Below are 13,685 nucleotides of genomic sequence, written 5' to 3' on the forward strand. Positions count from 1 at the left end.
GGCCATCTCCTCCTCAGACCCGCTCAATCAACATGGCGCCGCCCTGGCCGCCGCCAATGCACTCGGTGGCGATGCCGCGCCTGAGATCTAGGCGCTCCAGGGCGTTGATCAGATGCAGCACGATCCGGTTGCCGCTGGCGCCGACCGGGTGACCCAGGCTGATCGCCCCGCCATCGACGTTCAGTCGATTGCGGTCGATGCTGCCCGCCGCGCCGGGCAAGCCCAGAACCTCGCGACAGAAGGCTTCGTCCTCCCAGGCCGCCAAACAGGACAGCACCTGAGCCGCGAAGGCCTCGTTGAGCTCCCAGAGCTCGATATCCTGCAAGGTGAGGCGCGCGCGCTGCAGCAACGGCGTGGAGGCCAGCACCGGCCCCAGGCCCATGATCGACGGATCCAGCGCCGCCCACTCGCTGTCCAGGATCACCGCGCGCGGCTTCAGACCGTGCTTCTTCACCGCCTCTTCCGAGGCCAGGATCACCCAGGAGGCGCCGTCGGTGATCTGCGAGCTGTTGCCGGGCGTGACCTTGCCGAACGGCCGCTCGAAGGCCGGCTTCAGCTTGGCCAGCTTGTCGACCGAGCTGTCGGGGCGCACGCCGTCGTCTTGGTCGTGCACAGTTCCGTCGCGTGCGAAGGCCGGCTCGACCTCGCCCGCCAGCCACCCGGCGTCCTGAGCCTTGGCCAGGCGATGATGGCTTTCGACGGCATAGGCGTCGGCGGCCTCGCGGCTGATGTCGAAATAGTGGGCCAGCATCTCGGCGGTCTGGCCCATCCCCAAGTCGGTGATCGGGTCGGTCAAGCCGCGCTCCAGGCCGACGACCGGCGCCAGCATGTCGGGCCGAAAGCCGGCCATGGCCTTGACCTTGTCTATCGGCGCCTTGGCGCCCTGCAGGCCCGACAGCCACTCGACGGCCGATTGTTTCAGCACCAGCGGCGCATGGCTGAGCGCCTCGGCCCCGCCGGCCAGGATCAGGTTCGACGAGCCATCGCGGATGTAACGATAGGCCGTGTCGATCGACTGCATTCCCGAGCCACAGTTGATGGCCACGGTGAAGGCGGTCATCCGCGGCCCGCAGCCCAGCCGCAGCGCCGCGACGCGCGCGGGGTTCTGTTCGTCGGCGATGACGTTGACGCAGCCCAGGATCACCTGGTCGAAGGCGTCCGGCGCGAACGGCTGGCGCAGCAGCAGCGGCCGGCCGCACTGCACCGCCAAGTCCACTGGCGTGAATGGCCCGGGTCCGCCACGCGCCTTGAGGAACGGCGTGCGGGCGCCATCGACGATATAGACCGGCCGGCCGGCGACCGGGCTCCTCAGAACGTTCATGACGCGCTCCGGATTGGCGGAACTCACTTGGCCGGCGCGACGCGCCAGACGGTGTTCGAAAGGTCGTCGGCGATCAGCAGGATGCGCTTGGCCGGATCGAAGGCCACGCCCACCGGACGACCTCGGGCCTTCTGGCCGTCCAGGAAGCCGGTGACGAAATCGACGGGCTTACCGTTCGGACGGCCGCCGGCGAACGGGATCCAGACGATCTTGTAGCCGGACAGGTCCTGGCGGTTCCAGCTGCCGTGCTCGCCAACGAACACGCCTTCCCGGAAGTCGCCGCCAAAGCCGCCATCGCGCGCGAAGCTGACTCCCAGCGCCGCCACGTGCGAGCCCAGGGCGTAATCGGGCACGACGGCTTTAGCCACCATGTCGGGGTTCTGCGGCCGCACGCGCGGATCGACGTTCTGGCCCCAATAGCTGTAGGGCCAGCCATAGAAGGCGCCGTCGCGCACGGCGGTCAGGTAGTCGGGCACCAGCTGCGGGCCCAGCTCGTCGCGCTCATTGACCACGGCCCACAGGGCGTTGGTCGTCGGCTCGATCGCCAGGGCCGTGGGATTGCGGATGCCGTGGGCGATGGTGCGGCGCGCGCCGGTCAGGCGGTCGATCTCCCAGACCACGGCGCGCTCTTCCTCGACGTCCAGGCCCCGCTCGCCGACATTGCTGTTCGAGCCGATGCCGACATAGAGCTTGGTCCCGTCCGCGCTGGCGGTCAGCGACTTGGTCCAGTGGTGGTTGATCCGCGAGGGCAGCTTGGTCAGCTCGACGCCCTTGGCGGTGATCCTGGTCTGCCCCGGCTGGTACGGGAAACGCAGCAAGGCGTCCTGGTTGGCCACATAGAGTTGGCCATCGACGAAGGCCAGGCCGTAGGGCGCGTTGAGACCTTCGATCAGGGTCTCCTTGACCTCGGCGCGGCCGTCGCCATCGGCGTCCCGCAGCAGGGTGACGCGGTTGCCGCCCTTCACCATGGTCTTGCCCTTGGCCTTGATGTAGCCGGCAATGAAATCCTTGGGCCGGACCTTAGGCGCCTGGGCGCCGCCGGAGCCCTCGGCCACCAGCACGTCGCCATTGGGCAGCACCAGCATCTGGCGCGGGATCTTCAGGTCTGTGGCCAAGGCGGTGACAGTGAAACCCGCCGGCGCGCGCGGGGTCACATCGCCCCACCCCACGGGCTTGGCGATCTTCATCGGCGGCAGCAGGGTTTCCTGCCGATCGGGCAGCGGCGGCTTGCCCGCGCCGGTCTGGTCGAGACCAGGATCGCTGCGGCCGCAGGCCGCCAGGGTGATCGCCGCCGTGGCGAGGAGAAGCCAGCGTGCGCTCATCGGATCAGGCCCTCGGCGCGTTGACTGGAATAACCGATGGCGGCGGCGATCAGGGCCGCCACGGACGAAATGATCGACAGGACCAGACCCGCCGCGCCCACCGAACTCCAGCCATCGTGGCTATGTTGGAAAGCGTTGATCAGGCCGGCAATGAACATCACCGCCACAGCCGCTAGATAGACCAGGGCCCGCCCCCGCGTCGTGCGCCCCGGAAAGGCTAGCGCCACGATCGCCCAGGCCAGCGTCAAGCCGCCAAAGAAACAGCCCCCGGCGATCAGCCAGGCCGAGAAGTTCGTCCACTGGACCGCGGCGCTGTTCAGATAGGCGATGTCGGAAGCAAGGCCGGCGGGAAACAGCGCCAGCGGGAAAGCCAGCAGGATGGAATGGACGGGATGGAGAGGCGTGGCTCCGATCCCTCTCGAGGCTGGCATGGGGTACTCCGACTAACGCCGTTCATGGCGCTAGCGGAGCAATCCCTGGCTGAGCCTTTGGTTTCATCCGCGCGCGATGCGCGGTCGGCCTACTCCCACTCGATCGTGCCGGGCGGCTTGCTGGTCACGTCGTAGACGACCCGGTTCACGCCCCGCACTTCATTGATGATGCGCGTGGCGGTCTTGCCCAGGATCGGCCAAGGGAACTCGAAGAAGTCGGCGGTCATGCCGTCGGTCGAGGTGACCGCGCGCAGGGCCAGGACGTTCTCGTAAGTGCGGGCGTCGCCCATGACGCCCACCGTCTTGACCGGCAGCAGCACGGCGAAGGCCTGCCAGATCTGGTCATAGAGGCCGGCATTGCGGATCTCTTCCAGGTAGATGGCGTCGGCGTCCTGCAGGACCTTGACCTTCTCGGGCGTGATCTCGCCGGGGATGCGGATGGCCAGGCCCGGGCCCGGGAAAGGGTGGCGGCCGACGAAGGCCGGCGCCAGGCCCAGCTCGACGCCCAGGGCGCGGACCTCGTCCTTGAAGAGTTCGCGCAGCGGCTCGACCAGCTTCAGCTTCATGTAGTCCGGCAGGCCGCCGACATTGTGGTGGCTCTTGATGACCGCCGAGGGGCCGCCGCGGGCCGAGACGCTCTCGACGACGTCGGGATACAGCGTGCCCTGGGCCAGGAACTGCGCGCCGTCGATCTTGGCGGCTTCCTTGTCGAAGACCTCGATGAACAGGCGGCCGATGGTCTTGCGCTTGGTCTCCGGGTCGCTGACGCCGGCCAGCTCACCTAGGAACAGGTCGCCGGCGTCCACGTGGACCAGCGGGATGTTGTAGTGGTCGCGGAACAGGGTAACGACCTGATCGGCCTCGTTCTTGCGCAGCAGGCCGGTGTCGACGAACACGCAGGTCAGCTGGTCGCCGATCGCCTCGTGGATCAGGACGGCGGCCACCGAGCTGTCGACGCCGCCCGACAGGCCGCAGATCACCTTGCCGGTCCCGACCTGGTCGCGGATCTTCTGGACCATCTCCTGGCGGAACGCCGCCATGGTCCAGTCGCCCGTCAGGCCGGCCAAGGCCAGGAAGTTCTTGTAGATCTGGGGCCCATTGACCGTGTGATAGACCTCCGGGTGGAACTGAAGGGCGTAGATCTGCTTGGCGTCATTGGCGATGGCGGCGAACGGGGCGCCGGTCGAGGTGCCGATGACCTCGAAGCCTTCCGGGATGGCGGTGACGCGGTCACCGTGGCTCATCCAGACGGTTTCCATCTCGCCGACCCCGGCCAGGCCTTCGAACAGCCGGCTCGATTTGCCGATGGTCAGCTCGGCGCGGCCGAACTCGCCGGCGTGGCCGCCCTCGACCTTGCCGCCCAGCACGTCGCACAGCAGCTGCTGGCCGTAGCAGATGGCCAGCATCGGCAGGCCCAGGTCGAACAGCTTGCGGCCGATGCGGGGGCTGTCGTCTTCCAGAACGCTGGCCGGACCGCCCGACAGGATGATGGCGGCGGGTTTGTAGGTGTCGACCAGCTCTTCGGCCTTGTCGAACGGATGGATCTCGCAATAGACGCCGGCCTCGCGCACCCGGCGGGCGATCAGCTGGGTCACTTGGCTGCCGAAATCGACGATCAGGACGCGCTGGTGGTGGGTTTCGGTGGTCATCGGCAAATCTCCAGCGGTCAGGCGTTCAAAATCAGGGCGTGTAGGACGATCGCTCCAGCACGGCGGCGAAAAAGCCGTCGGTGCCAGCGCGATGCGGGGTCAGGCGCAGATAGCCTTCGGGCGTGACGTGGGTGACGCCATCGAGCGCGATCGGCTTCACGACAAATTCGGGGTGGCGCTCGAGGAAGCCGGCGACGCGGTCCTCGTTCTCGTCGGTCAGCAGCGAGCAGGTCACGTAGACCATGCGGCCGCCGGCCTTCACGAAGGTCGAGGCGTCTTCCAGCACCGAGTCCTGCTCGATCTGGCGCTTGGCCAGCTGGTCGGGCGACAGACGCCATTTCGCATCAGGATGCCGGCGCCAGGTGCCGGCCCCCGTGCAAGGCGCGTCGACGAAGACGACGTCGATCTTGCCTTCCAGGCCCTTCAGCGGCGTGGCTTCGATCGGCGAGCGGATCTGCAGGTTGCGGACCCCTGCCCTCTGGCCCCGCCGGATGGTGTCGGCCAGGCGGCGGGCGTCGCTGTCGTGGGCGAAGATCTGGCCGGTGTTGCCCATGGCGGCGGCCAGGGCGAGCGTCTTGCCGCCGCCGCCGGCGCAGAAGTCCAGCACCTGCTTGCCCTTCACATCGCCCGCCACGGCGGCGGCGATCTGCGAGCCCAGGTCCTGGACCTCGAACCAGCCCTTGGAGAAGGCCGGCACGGCCTCGACCGACGGCGTGCGGTCGGCGGCCTCGGGCGCGGGGATGCGGAAGGCGGTTGGCAGGACGCCGGCGGGGCCAGCGCCAATCAGCGCGACCGCCTTGGCGCCACGCTCGGCGTCGGTCTTCAGGGTGTTGATGCGCAGGTCGACCGGCGCACGTTCCGACAGCGCCCGCATCTCGACGGCCTGATCGGCGCCGAACGTGCGGACCAGGCGTTCTTCCAGCCAGTCGGGATAGTCGCCCGCCACCGGAGCTGGGGCACCGTCCAGTGCGACAGGATTGGTCAGGTGTTCACGCTCGGCGTCGGTCAGAGCGCCGAAGCCATGCTCTTCCGAAGCCGCTTCGGCGATGCGCTCGGGCGTCCACTTCCAGACGAAGGCCAGCACGCCCAGCATCACGCCGCGCGCGCTTGCATCGCCCATCATCCAGCCCAGCGAGCGCTTGCGACGCAGAGCGTCCAGCACCAGGCCCGAGACGAAGGCGCGGTCCTTGGAGCCGGCGTAGCGCGCGGTCTCGCCCCAGCGCTTCAAGGCCATCTTCGAGGGAAAATGCCGCGTCTCGATCTCGGTCAGAACCTCGATCGCCGCTGAAACCCGTCCGCCGTCCCGCATCAGACCACCAGGGCCGCGAGCAATATCAGGATCCCGACCATCGAAGCGACCCAGGCCAGGCTGCGTACATAAGGCACGCCGAACGCATAGAGCGGGATGTAGACGGCGCGCGCGGCCACATAGACCACCGCGCCGTAAGAGGTCAGGTCGCCCAGGCGACCGCCCAGATAGTCCACGATCACCAGCACCGCGAAGAACGCGAACGTCTCGCGGAAGTTGGCGAAGGCGCGTTCCAGGCGCCCCGCGACGCCGGTCAGCACGACCGGCTCGTCGCGGGGACCCGTATTCCACTTCAAGCCGCGCTGGGGCTGAGCGGCCGCGGCCGCCCACAGCAGGTGGATGATCCCGATGATCACCGCCGCCGCCAGCATCTGCAGCTCGAAGGCCATCCGCATTGCTTAGACCGCGCTCGGATAGTTCGGGGCTTCGCGCGTGATCATCACGTCGTGGACGTGGCTTTCACGCAGGCCAGCGCCCGTGATGCGGACGAACTTGGCGCGCGCCTGCAGCTCGGGGATGGTCGGCGCGCCGACATAGCCCATGGCCGCGCGCAGACCGCCGACCAGCTGGTGCAGCACCGGCGAGATCGGCCCCTTGAACGGGGTCTGGCCCTCGATGCCTTCCGGCACGAGCTTGAAGTTGTCCGTCACTTCCTTCTGGAAGTAGCGGTCGGCCGAGCCGCGGGCCATGGCGCCCACCGAGCCCATGCCGCGATAGCTCTTGTACGAGCGGCCCTGGTACAGGAACACCTCGCCCGGCGCCTCTTCGGTGCCGGCGAACATCGAGCCCATCATGGCGGTCGAGGCCCCGGCGGCGATGGCCTTGGCCAAGTCGCCGGAGTACTTGATGCCGCCGTCGGCGATGATCGGCGTGTTGCTCTCGCGACCGGCGCGCACGGCTTCCATGATCGCGGTCAGCTGCGGCACGCCCACGCCCGCGACGATGCGGGTGGTGCAGATCGAGCCCGGGCCGATGCCCACCTTCACCGCGTCGGCGCCGGCGTCGATCAGGGCGCGAGCGGCGTCGTAGGTGGCGATATTGCCGGCGACGATCTGGACGCGATTGGCTTCACGCTTCAGGCGCGAGACCGCCGCGGCGACCTGGCTGGAGTGGCCGTGAGCGGTGTCGATGACGACGACGTCGACGCCGGCGTCCACCAGGCCCATCGAGCGCTCGAAGCCGGCGTCGCCGACGGTCGAGGCCGCGCCGACCAGCAGGCGGCCCTTGTCGTCCTTGGCGGCCAAGGGGTGAGCCTGGGCCTTCTCGATGTCCTTCACCGTGATCAGGCCGACGGCGCGATAGGCTTCGTCGACGACGATCAGGCGTTCGATCTTGTGCTTGCGCAGCAGCTCGCGGGCCTCGCGCTGATCGACGCCCTCGGGGACGGTGATCAGGTTCTCGCGGGTCATGATCGCCGAGGCCGGAACCGCAGCGTCGCCCTCGAAGCGCATGTCACGGTTGGTGACGATGCCGACCAGCTTGCCCGAGCCGCGCTCGACCACCGGGAAGCCCGAGATCTTGCGGCGAGCCGTGATCTCGCGGATCTCGGCCAGAGTGGTGTCGGGGTGGATGGTCAGCGGATTGATGACCATGCCGCTTTCGTAGCGCTTGACCTCGCGCACCTGGTCGGCCTGCTCCTCGTTGGTGAGGTTGCGGTGCAGGATGCCCAGGCCGCCAGCCTGCGCCATCGCGATGGCCAGGCGGCTTTCGGTCACCGTGTCCATGGCGGCGGACACGAGCGGAATGTTCAGACTGATTTCACGCGTGAACCGGGTCTCGGTCGTCACCTGGGTAGGCATGACGTCGGACGGGCCGGGTTCGAGCAAAACGTCGTCGAAGGTGAGCCCTTCGCGAATCTCCATCGGAGTCTCCATTTTGCGGCGCGGATATAGCCGCGAGGGGGGCGGTTGTCGAGGCGTGGAAAGCGCCTTCTTGGGGCAAATTTGTGCGTCGCGTCAGACGACCGGCTCGGCGCGAAGATCCAGACGCTCCGCGACGACGGCCAGACGCTGATCGCGCGTCCAGAAACGCGAGCCCGTCAGCCTGGCGCTGGCCAGCAGATGGACATCGACATAGCCAATGCCAAGGCCGTGTAGGCGATGGGTTTCGATGAAGCCGAACACTTCTTCGTCGGCAGCGACCTTGGCTTGTGGCATTTGCCGCAACGCCTCCAGCAGGGCAGCCCGTTGGCGCAGATTGCCAAGGGCCAATTCGCCGATCACGAAGGAATGGACGAGCACCCTGCCCTCCCCAAGCAATCGAGCAAGGGTGGCATTGGAGATCCGCAGATGATCGATCCAGACGGAGGTGTCGACCAGGATCACGCTGGCTCGGGCCTACGACGCTGAATGTCCTGCAGTTCGGGCTCGCTGCCGCCGAGCAGCGCCAACCGGCGAGCGCTCTCACGCTCCACGAGGGCCTTCAAAGCCTCACGAACCAAAGCGGCCTTTTCCTCGATCCCCGTTAGAGCGGTTGCTCGCGCCAGCAGGTCGTCGTCGAGCGCTAAGGTCGTGCGCATGCCGCAATCTCCTTTGGCGTCAGAATAGCATCAAATGATGCCGCAATCGATGCCACAACACGAGGCCCTTGCATTTCGAGTACGCATAACTCAAAATAGAACAAAGAGAGAACGATCATGGCCAACGACATCGATCTTGGGCGGCAGCTTGAAGCGGTCGTCGACGATCTGATCGCGAAGGGCCGATACCGCTCCAGAAGCGAGGTGCTTCGTGAGGGCGTTCGGCTGGTGCAGGAGCGCGAGACCAGGCTCGCCGCGCTGGAGGCCGCGCTCGCCGAGGGCTTGGCCGATATCGAGGCTGGACGCATCTATCCGATGGAAGAGGTCTTCGCGGAGCTCGAGGCCGAGCTCGAACTGCTGTCAAACCCCGCCGCCGGCCTGGCTGAAGAATGAAAACCTGGCTTTCCAGCATCGCCATGTCGGATCTGCGATCCATCGTCACTGGCGTCGCCAAAGACCGGCTCATCCTGGCGCGCAGAGTCACTCTGGAATTCCACGCCGCCTGCCTGGCGCTGGGCGAGACACCAGAAGCGTACGCCAAGCTCCAACACCTGCTCGACGGCGAGGTTCGACGCCACCCTATGGGGCGCTTCTCCATCTACTATTGCCTGCGGGAGACCGACGTCATCGTTATCCGCATGCTGGAAAGCGCCCAGCACGTGGCCGGGCGATCAACGCCTAACGCCCCTTGAACCCCGTCGCCACCAGGAACACCTCGGAGCTGTCGGCCCGGCTGGCCTTGGGTTTGAAGTGCTGGACCTTTTCGAAGTGGCGCTTGAGCCGCGCGATCACGTCGGCCGTCTCGCCGCCCTGGAAGGCTTTGGCGACGAAGGCGCCGCCGGGCTTGAGGGTGTCGATGGCGAACTCGGCGGCGATCTCGATCAGGCCGACGATGCGCAGGTGGTCGGTCTCGCGGTGGCCCACGGTGTTGGGGGCCATGTCCGACATGACCAGATCCGGCGCGCCGTCCAGCAGGTCGAGCAGCTTGCCCGGCGCGTCGTCGGCGGTGAAGTCCATCTCCAGCAGGTGGGCCGGGGCCACCGGGTCGACGGGCAAGAGGTCGATCCCCGCCAGCTGGGTCACGCCACGCTCGACGGCGATCTGCAGCCAGCCGCCCGGCGCGCAGCCCAGGTCGATGACCTTCGCGCCCTTGTGGAAGAAGCGGAACTTGTCGTCGATCTCGCTGATCTTGAAGGCCGCGCGGCTGCGATAGCCTAAAGCGCGGGCCTTGGCCGAGAACGGGTCGTTGATCTGGCGCTCCAGCCAGGCCTGCTGGCTGGGCGTGCGGCCATAGGCGGTCTTCAGGCGCGCGGGCTTGGCCCGGCCGCCTTCGTTGCCGCCGGCCGGCGGCTTGACCATACGCTTGCGGGGGGGCTCTTCATCGCTCATGCGGCTACCGGTTTCTTGGATGAGCCGCCGCGACGGCGCCGGCGCGGGCGCTTCTGCTGGTCGGACATCAGGGACATCAGGAGGCCCTCTCTAAGGCCTCGATCGGCGACACGCACGCGCGAACACGGCCACAGCTCCTGCACGGCCTGCAGGATCGCCGCGCCAGCCAGGACCAGGTCGGCCCGATCCGCGCCGATACAGGGCTCCAGGGCGCGCTCGGCGGCGGTCAGGCCTTGCAGGCGCTCGGATGCGGCCTCGCAGTCGGTGCGGTTCATCCACAGGCCATCGACGACGTTGCGGTCATAGCGCGGCAGCCCCAGATGCAGGCCGGCCAGGCTGGTTATGGCGCCCGAGGTGCCGACCAGGTGCGCCCTGCCCTCCGCGAAGATCTCGCGCATCGGCTCGGCGTGCGGAAAGGCCTCGATCCGCGCCTTGACGTCCTCGACCATGGCCCGGAACCAGCCCTCGTCGGCGCGCTCGCCCTCGGGGAAGCGCTCGGCCAGGGTGACGACGCCCACCGGGATCGACAGCCAGGCCTTGATCGGCAGCTTCCAGGCGGCGAACTGGCGCGGCTTGGCGTCCAGGCCGCCGCCCTTCAGGTCCACCCACGACAGCTCGGTCGAGCCGCCGCCGACATCGACCACCAGGGCCGCATCCTGCTGGCGGTCGAACAGGCTCATGCAGCCGGCCACCGACAGCTGGGCTTCCTCGCGCGGGCTGATGATCTGGAGCTTGAGCCCCGTTTCCTCGTGCACCCGGCGCACGAAGTCGGGACCATTGGTCGCGCCCCGGCAGGCCTGCGTGGCCACGGCCTTCACGCGGATCGCCTTGCGGCGGCGGATCTTCTCGGCGCAGACCTTCAGGGCCGCCAGCGAGCGCTCCATGGCCGCGTCCGACAGCTCGCCGGTCTGAGACAGGCCCTCGCCCAGGCGCACGATACGGGAATAGGCCTCGACGACGCGAAATCCGCGCGGCGTGGGCGTGGCCACCAGAAGGCGGCAGTTGTTGGTCCCCAGGTCGAGCGCCGCATAACACGCGGCCGCGTCATCCTGAGACCGCCGACGCTTACCCTGCTGGGAAGCGCCGGGCGCGCGCGGCGCCTCCGACATGGTCTCTACCTGTCTCGCAGGTCTTCGCGAACGGTGCGAAGCCTCACTTCGAGTCGACCATAGCACGGCGTTCGCCCGCCGGAAGGCGCCCGCTTGTCATCCGGGTTCGGACGGCGGACCGTTCAGGTTTCAGTCAGGTGAGACTGCTATCCTTAACGCCATGAACTCTCGACTCGCCAAATTCGCGATCGGCCAGGTCGTCCGGCACCGCATCTTCCCGTTCCGGGGCGTGGTGTTCGACGTCGACCCGGTGTTCGCCAATACCGAGGAATGGTGGCAGTCCATCCCCGAGGACATCCGGCCGACCAAGGACCAGCCGTTCTACCACCTGCTGGCCGAGAACGACGACAACAGCTACGTCGCCTATGTCTCCGAACAGAACCTGCTGCCCGACGACAGCGGCGAGCCGGTGGGCCATCCGCAGACCGCGGTGATCTTCGAGTCGTTCGATCACGGGCTCTACAAGCTTCGTCCCCGGATCTCGCACTAGCCGAAACGTCTATCCGCCGACCCGTCCTTTTTGAGCAATCTGCGAACAGCAATTGCGAAAATCGGGGCGTAGCGTTGTTCCATGAGCGGAGATGGTTTTAGCAACGGGCCGCCCCCAGGCGCCCGCCCCGACTGGACGATCGATCAGGGCTGGGAGAGCTACTCCCAGGCCGAGCACGACGTCTGGATCACCCTGTACGAGCGCCAGGCGGCCATGCTGCACGGCCGCGCTTGCGACGAGTTCATGCGCGGCCTGGACGCGCTGGACCTGCACCGCACGGGCATTCCCGACTTCAACCGCATCAACGAAGAGCTCCAGCGCCTGACGGGCTGGAGCGTGGTCGCCGTGCCGGGCCTGGTGCCCGACGACGTCTTTTTCGACCACCTGGCCAATCGCCGCTTCCCGGCCGGCCAGTTCATCCGCAAGCCACACGAGCTGGACTACCTGCAGGAGCCGGACATCTTCCACGATGTCTTCGGGCACGTGCCGATGCTGACCGACCCGGTCTTCGCCGACTACATGCAGGCCTATGGCCAGGGCGGGCAACGCGCGCTGGGCCTGGGCCGCCTGAAGAACCTCGCCCGCCTCTACTGGTACACGGTGGAGTTCGGCCTGATGAACACCCCTGCGGGGCTGCGCATCTACGGGGCCGGCATCGTGTCGTCGCGGACGGAGTCGATCTTCGCCCTGGACGATCCCTCGCCCAACCGCATCGGCTTCGAGCTGGAGCGGGTGATGCGGACCAACTATCGCATCGACGACTTCCAGCAGGTCTATTTCGTGATCGACTCGATCCAGACCCTGCAGGAGGTGACGCTGCGCGACTTCGGCGCGATCTACGACCGGATGGCCGTCGCCACGGACATCGGTGTCGCCGAGATCGTTCCCGGCGACACCGTCATCACGCGTGGCAGCCAGGCCTATGCGACGGCTGGCGGACGCTTGGCGACCGCCTCGGCGGGCTGACCTTTCAGGCCGAACAGGATCCGCACGCCCGGGATGCGTCGCACGATCTCGTAGGTCGCGAAGCACCCGGCGAAGGTGGCGACGACCAGGATCGCGCCTTCCAGGCCCTGGGGCAGGCCCAGCTTGGCCAGGTAATGGGCCATGACCACGATCAGAGTCTGGTGCACCAGGTAGAACGGAAAGACGCCCAGGGTCAGGTAGCGCAGCGCCGGACCGCCGCGATGGCTCAGGTGCTTGGCTCCGAAGCCCAGGATGGCGACGATGGCGCACCAGGTGTCGGCGGCGAAGACGAAGCGCATAACCAGCTTCAGCTGCGGCGACGGGATCGGCGTGTCGTGGCGATAGGTCCAGACGAACGCCGCCCATCCGGCCCAGGCCGCGACGGCTAGCGCCAAGGCCGGCCAGCGCGCCGCGATCAGACGCGCCTTCAGCGCCTGCGACTTGGCCAGGCCAAAGCCCAGCAGGAAGGCGCTAAACGACACGGCGTGGACATAGTGGTCGCCAACCAAGGCGTGGGTCTCGCCATACTTGGCGTAAAGGGTGGCCCGCAGCATGCCCAGGAACAGGATCGGCCAGGCGAAAAGGCCCACGCCCTTCAACAGCCATTCGGCGGCCTTCTGGATGTGCCCGCCAGCCTTCTTCCAGACCAGCAGCATGGCGGCCAGAACCATCGTGTAGACAAAGAGATAGGCCACGAACCACATGTGGTTCCAGGTCGGAGTGATCAGGCAATTGCCGTCCGCCCCGCACCACTGGCCCGAGGCCGTGACGTAGCGGATCCAGAAGTTGTCGACCGTCAGCGGCGTGCCCGGATGGGCCGCGATGTACTCGACGATCTGATAGTAGGACTGCGGCGGCACGATCACGAACATGGCGAAGATCAGCGGCAGCAGCAGGCGCGCGATCCGCGCCGTCGTCAGTTTCCCAACGCTGACCTTGTCGGCCATGAACCGCGTCGCCGCGCCCGAAACCAGGAACAGCAGGGTCAGCCGCCACGGATTGGTCAGCAGCATCCACGGCATCAGGCCTTCGACGATGTGCGGGGTCTTCACGTGCCAATCCCACGGCACGTAGAACATGCCGGTGTGGTACAGGATCAGCAGGAAGAACGCGCCGACCCGAATCCAATCGAGGTCGTAGCGCCGGTCCAGGGGTGGTGAGGTCGTGGTCATGAAGAGGCG

General features: G+C 67.3%; 16 protein-coding genes. 4 read left to right on the forward strand and 12 right to left on the reverse strand.

Features of this window, described 5'->3' with window-relative positions; genetic code table 11:
- Window positions 1-13: 13 nt before the first annotated feature.
- The 9 genes from J7528_RS09085 to J7528_RS09125 form a co-directional block, all read right to left on the reverse strand.
- Window positions 14-1,321, reverse strand: coding sequence for an acetyl-CoA C-acetyltransferase (locus tag J7528_RS09085; protein WP_291873115.1), 1,308 nt, complete (start codon window positions 1,319-1,321; stop codon window positions 14-16).
- A gap of 23 nt (window positions 1,322-1,344) precedes the next feature.
- Window positions 1,345-2,643: a sorbosone dehydrogenase family protein gene (locus tag J7528_RS09090; protein WP_291873117.1), complete on the reverse strand. Its 1,299-nt coding sequence runs from the start codon at window positions 2,641-2,643 to the stop codon at window positions 1,345-1,347.
- Window positions 2,640-3,074, reverse strand: coding sequence for a DUF2231 domain-containing protein (locus J7528_RS09095; protein ID WP_291873120.1), 435 nt, complete (start codon window positions 3,072-3,074; stop codon window positions 2,640-2,642). Before J7528_RS09095 ends, J7528_RS09090 begins: the two co-directional genes overlap by 4 nt.
- Before the next feature lie 89 nt (window positions 3,075-3,163).
- Window positions 3,164-4,723, reverse strand: a complete 1,560-nt coding sequence (guaA, locus tag J7528_RS09100; RefSeq protein WP_291873122.1) for a glutamine-hydrolyzing GMP synthase — start codon at window positions 4,721-4,723, stop codon at window positions 3,164-3,166.
- Window positions 4,724-4,754: 31 nt separating this feature from the next.
- Window positions 4,755-6,032, reverse strand: a complete 1,278-nt coding sequence (locus J7528_RS09105) for an RsmB/NOP family class I SAM-dependent RNA methyltransferase (protein WP_291873124.1) — start codon at window positions 6,030-6,032, stop codon at window positions 4,755-4,757.
- Window positions 6,032-6,427, reverse strand: coding sequence for an MAPEG family protein (locus J7528_RS09110; RefSeq protein ID WP_291873126.1), 396 nt, complete (start codon window positions 6,425-6,427; stop codon window positions 6,032-6,034). Before J7528_RS09110 ends, J7528_RS09105 begins: the two co-directional genes overlap by 1 nt.
- Before the next feature lie 3 nt (window positions 6,428-6,430).
- On the reverse strand, window positions 6,431-7,894 hold the full coding sequence (gene guaB / locus J7528_RS09115; RefSeq protein WP_291873128.1) for an IMP dehydrogenase: 1,464 nt from the start codon (window positions 7,892-7,894) through the stop codon (window positions 6,431-6,433).
- 93 nt (window positions 7,895-7,987) lie between these two features.
- Complete coding sequence (locus J7528_RS09120) at window positions 7,988-8,356, reverse strand: PIN domain-containing protein (RefSeq protein ID WP_291873130.1); 369 nt, start codon at window positions 8,354-8,356, stop codon at window positions 7,988-7,990.
- Window positions 8,353-8,550, reverse strand: coding sequence for a type II toxin-antitoxin system VapB family antitoxin (locus J7528_RS09125; RefSeq protein WP_291873132.1), 198 nt, complete (start codon window positions 8,548-8,550; stop codon window positions 8,353-8,355). The genes J7528_RS09120 and J7528_RS09125 overlap by 4 nt, the downstream gene beginning before the upstream one ends.
- 117 nt (window positions 8,551-8,667) lie before the next feature.
- Here J7528_RS09125 and J7528_RS09130 point away from each other — a divergent pair, with 117 nt between their 5' ends.
- Entirely contained in the window at window positions 8,668-8,943 is a 276-nt protein-coding gene (locus J7528_RS09130; RefSeq protein WP_291873134.1) for a type II toxin-antitoxin system ParD family antitoxin, read from the forward strand.
- Entirely contained in the window at window positions 8,940-9,242 is a 303-nt protein-coding gene (locus J7528_RS09135) for a type II toxin-antitoxin system RelE/ParE family toxin (RefSeq protein ID WP_291873136.1), read from the forward strand. The genes J7528_RS09130 and J7528_RS09135 overlap by 4 nt, the downstream gene beginning before the upstream one ends.
- On the opposite strand, the gene J7528_RS09140 is transcribed toward J7528_RS09135, so the two are convergent.
- Window positions 9,229-9,939: an RlmE family RNA methyltransferase gene (locus tag J7528_RS09140; RefSeq protein ID WP_291873139.1), complete on the reverse strand. Its 711-nt coding sequence runs from the start codon at window positions 9,937-9,939 to the stop codon at window positions 9,229-9,231. The two genes, J7528_RS09135 and J7528_RS09140, sit on opposite strands and share 14 nt — an antisense overlap.
- Window positions 9,936-11,048 carry a Ppx/GppA phosphatase family protein gene (locus tag J7528_RS09145; RefSeq protein WP_291873142.1) on the reverse strand — a complete coding sequence of 371 codons (1,113 nt, stop codon included), beginning with the start codon at window positions 11,046-11,048 and terminating at the stop codon, window positions 9,936-9,938. The genes J7528_RS09140 and J7528_RS09145 overlap by 4 nt, the downstream gene beginning before the upstream one ends.
- 160 nt (window positions 11,049-11,208) lie before the next feature.
- On the opposite strand from J7528_RS09145, the gene hspQ reads away from it, so the two are divergent.
- A complete protein-coding gene (gene hspQ, locus J7528_RS09150; RefSeq protein ID WP_291873144.1) occupies window positions 11,209-11,538 on the forward strand; it encodes a heat shock protein HspQ in 330 nt (109 codons plus the stop codon).
- 81 nt (window positions 11,539-11,619) lie between these two features.
- Window positions 11,620-12,504, forward strand: coding sequence for a phenylalanine 4-monooxygenase (gene phhA / locus J7528_RS09155; RefSeq protein ID WP_291873147.1), 885 nt, complete (start codon window positions 11,620-11,622; stop codon window positions 12,502-12,504).
- Here phhA and J7528_RS09160 read toward each other — a convergent pair.
- On the reverse strand, window positions 12,459-13,676 hold the full coding sequence (locus tag J7528_RS09160; protein WP_291873149.1) for an acyltransferase family protein: 1,218 nt from the start codon (window positions 13,674-13,676) through the stop codon (window positions 12,459-12,461). The genes phhA and J7528_RS09160 overlap by 46 nt on opposite strands.
- Window positions 13,677-13,685: the final 9 nt, after the last annotated feature.

The organism is Caulobacter sp. (genome assembly GCF_017744445.1).
Taxonomy (GTDB): domain Bacteria; phylum Pseudomonadota; class Alphaproteobacteria; order Caulobacterales; family Caulobacteraceae; genus Caulobacter.

Bases quoted from the DNA above. Each gene is read 5' to 3' on its own strand.
- J7528_RS09085 (WP_291873115.1), bottom strand. From the start codon at position 1,321: ATGAACGTTCTGAGGAGCCCGGTCGCCGGCCGGCCGGTCTATATCGTC.
- J7528_RS09090 (WP_291873117.1), bottom strand. From the start codon at position 2,643: ATGAGCGCACGCTGGCTTCTCCTCGCCACGGCGGCGATCACCCTGGCG.
- J7528_RS09095 (WP_291873120.1), bottom strand. From the start codon at position 3,074: ATGCCAGCCTCGAGAGGGATCGGAGCCACGCCTCTCCATCCCGTCCAT.
- guaA (WP_291873122.1), bottom strand. From the start codon at position 4,723: ATGACCACCGAAACCCACCACCAGCGCGTCCTGATCGTCGATTTCGGC.
- J7528_RS09105 (WP_291873124.1), bottom strand. From the start codon at position 6,032: ATGCGGGACGGCGGACGGGTTTCAGCGGCGATCGAGGTTCTGACCGAG.
- J7528_RS09110 (WP_291873126.1), bottom strand. From the start codon at position 6,427: ATGCGGATGGCCTTCGAGCTGCAGATGCTGGCGGCGGCGGTGATCATC.
- guaB (WP_291873128.1), bottom strand. From the start codon at position 7,894: ATGGAGATTCGCGAAGGGCTCACCTTCGACGACGTTTTGCTCGAACCC.
- J7528_RS09125 (WP_291873132.1), bottom strand. From the start codon at position 8,550: ATGCGCACGACCTTAGCGCTCGACGACGACCTGCTGGCGCGAGCAACC.
- J7528_RS09130 (WP_291873134.1), top strand. From the start codon at position 8,668: ATGGCCAACGACATCGATCTTGGGCGGCAGCTTGAAGCGGTCGTCGAC.
- J7528_RS09135 (WP_291873136.1), top strand. From the start codon at position 8,940: ATGAAAACCTGGCTTTCCAGCATCGCCATGTCGGATCTGCGATCCATC.
- J7528_RS09140 (WP_291873139.1), bottom strand. From the start codon at position 9,939: ATGAGCGATGAAGAGCCCCCCCGCAAGCGTATGGTCAAGCCGCCGGCC.
- J7528_RS09145 (WP_291873142.1), bottom strand. From the start codon at position 11,048: ATGTCGGAGGCGCCGCGCGCGCCCGGCGCTTCCCAGCAGGGTAAGCGT.
- hspQ (WP_291873144.1), top strand. From the start codon at position 11,209: ATGAACTCTCGACTCGCCAAATTCGCGATCGGCCAGGTCGTCCGGCAC.
- phhA (WP_291873147.1), top strand. From the start codon at position 11,620: ATGAGCGGAGATGGTTTTAGCAACGGGCCGCCCCCAGGCGCCCGCCCC.
- J7528_RS09160 (WP_291873149.1), bottom strand. From the start codon at position 13,676: ATGACCACGACCTCACCACCCCTGGACCGGCGCTACGACCTCGATTGG.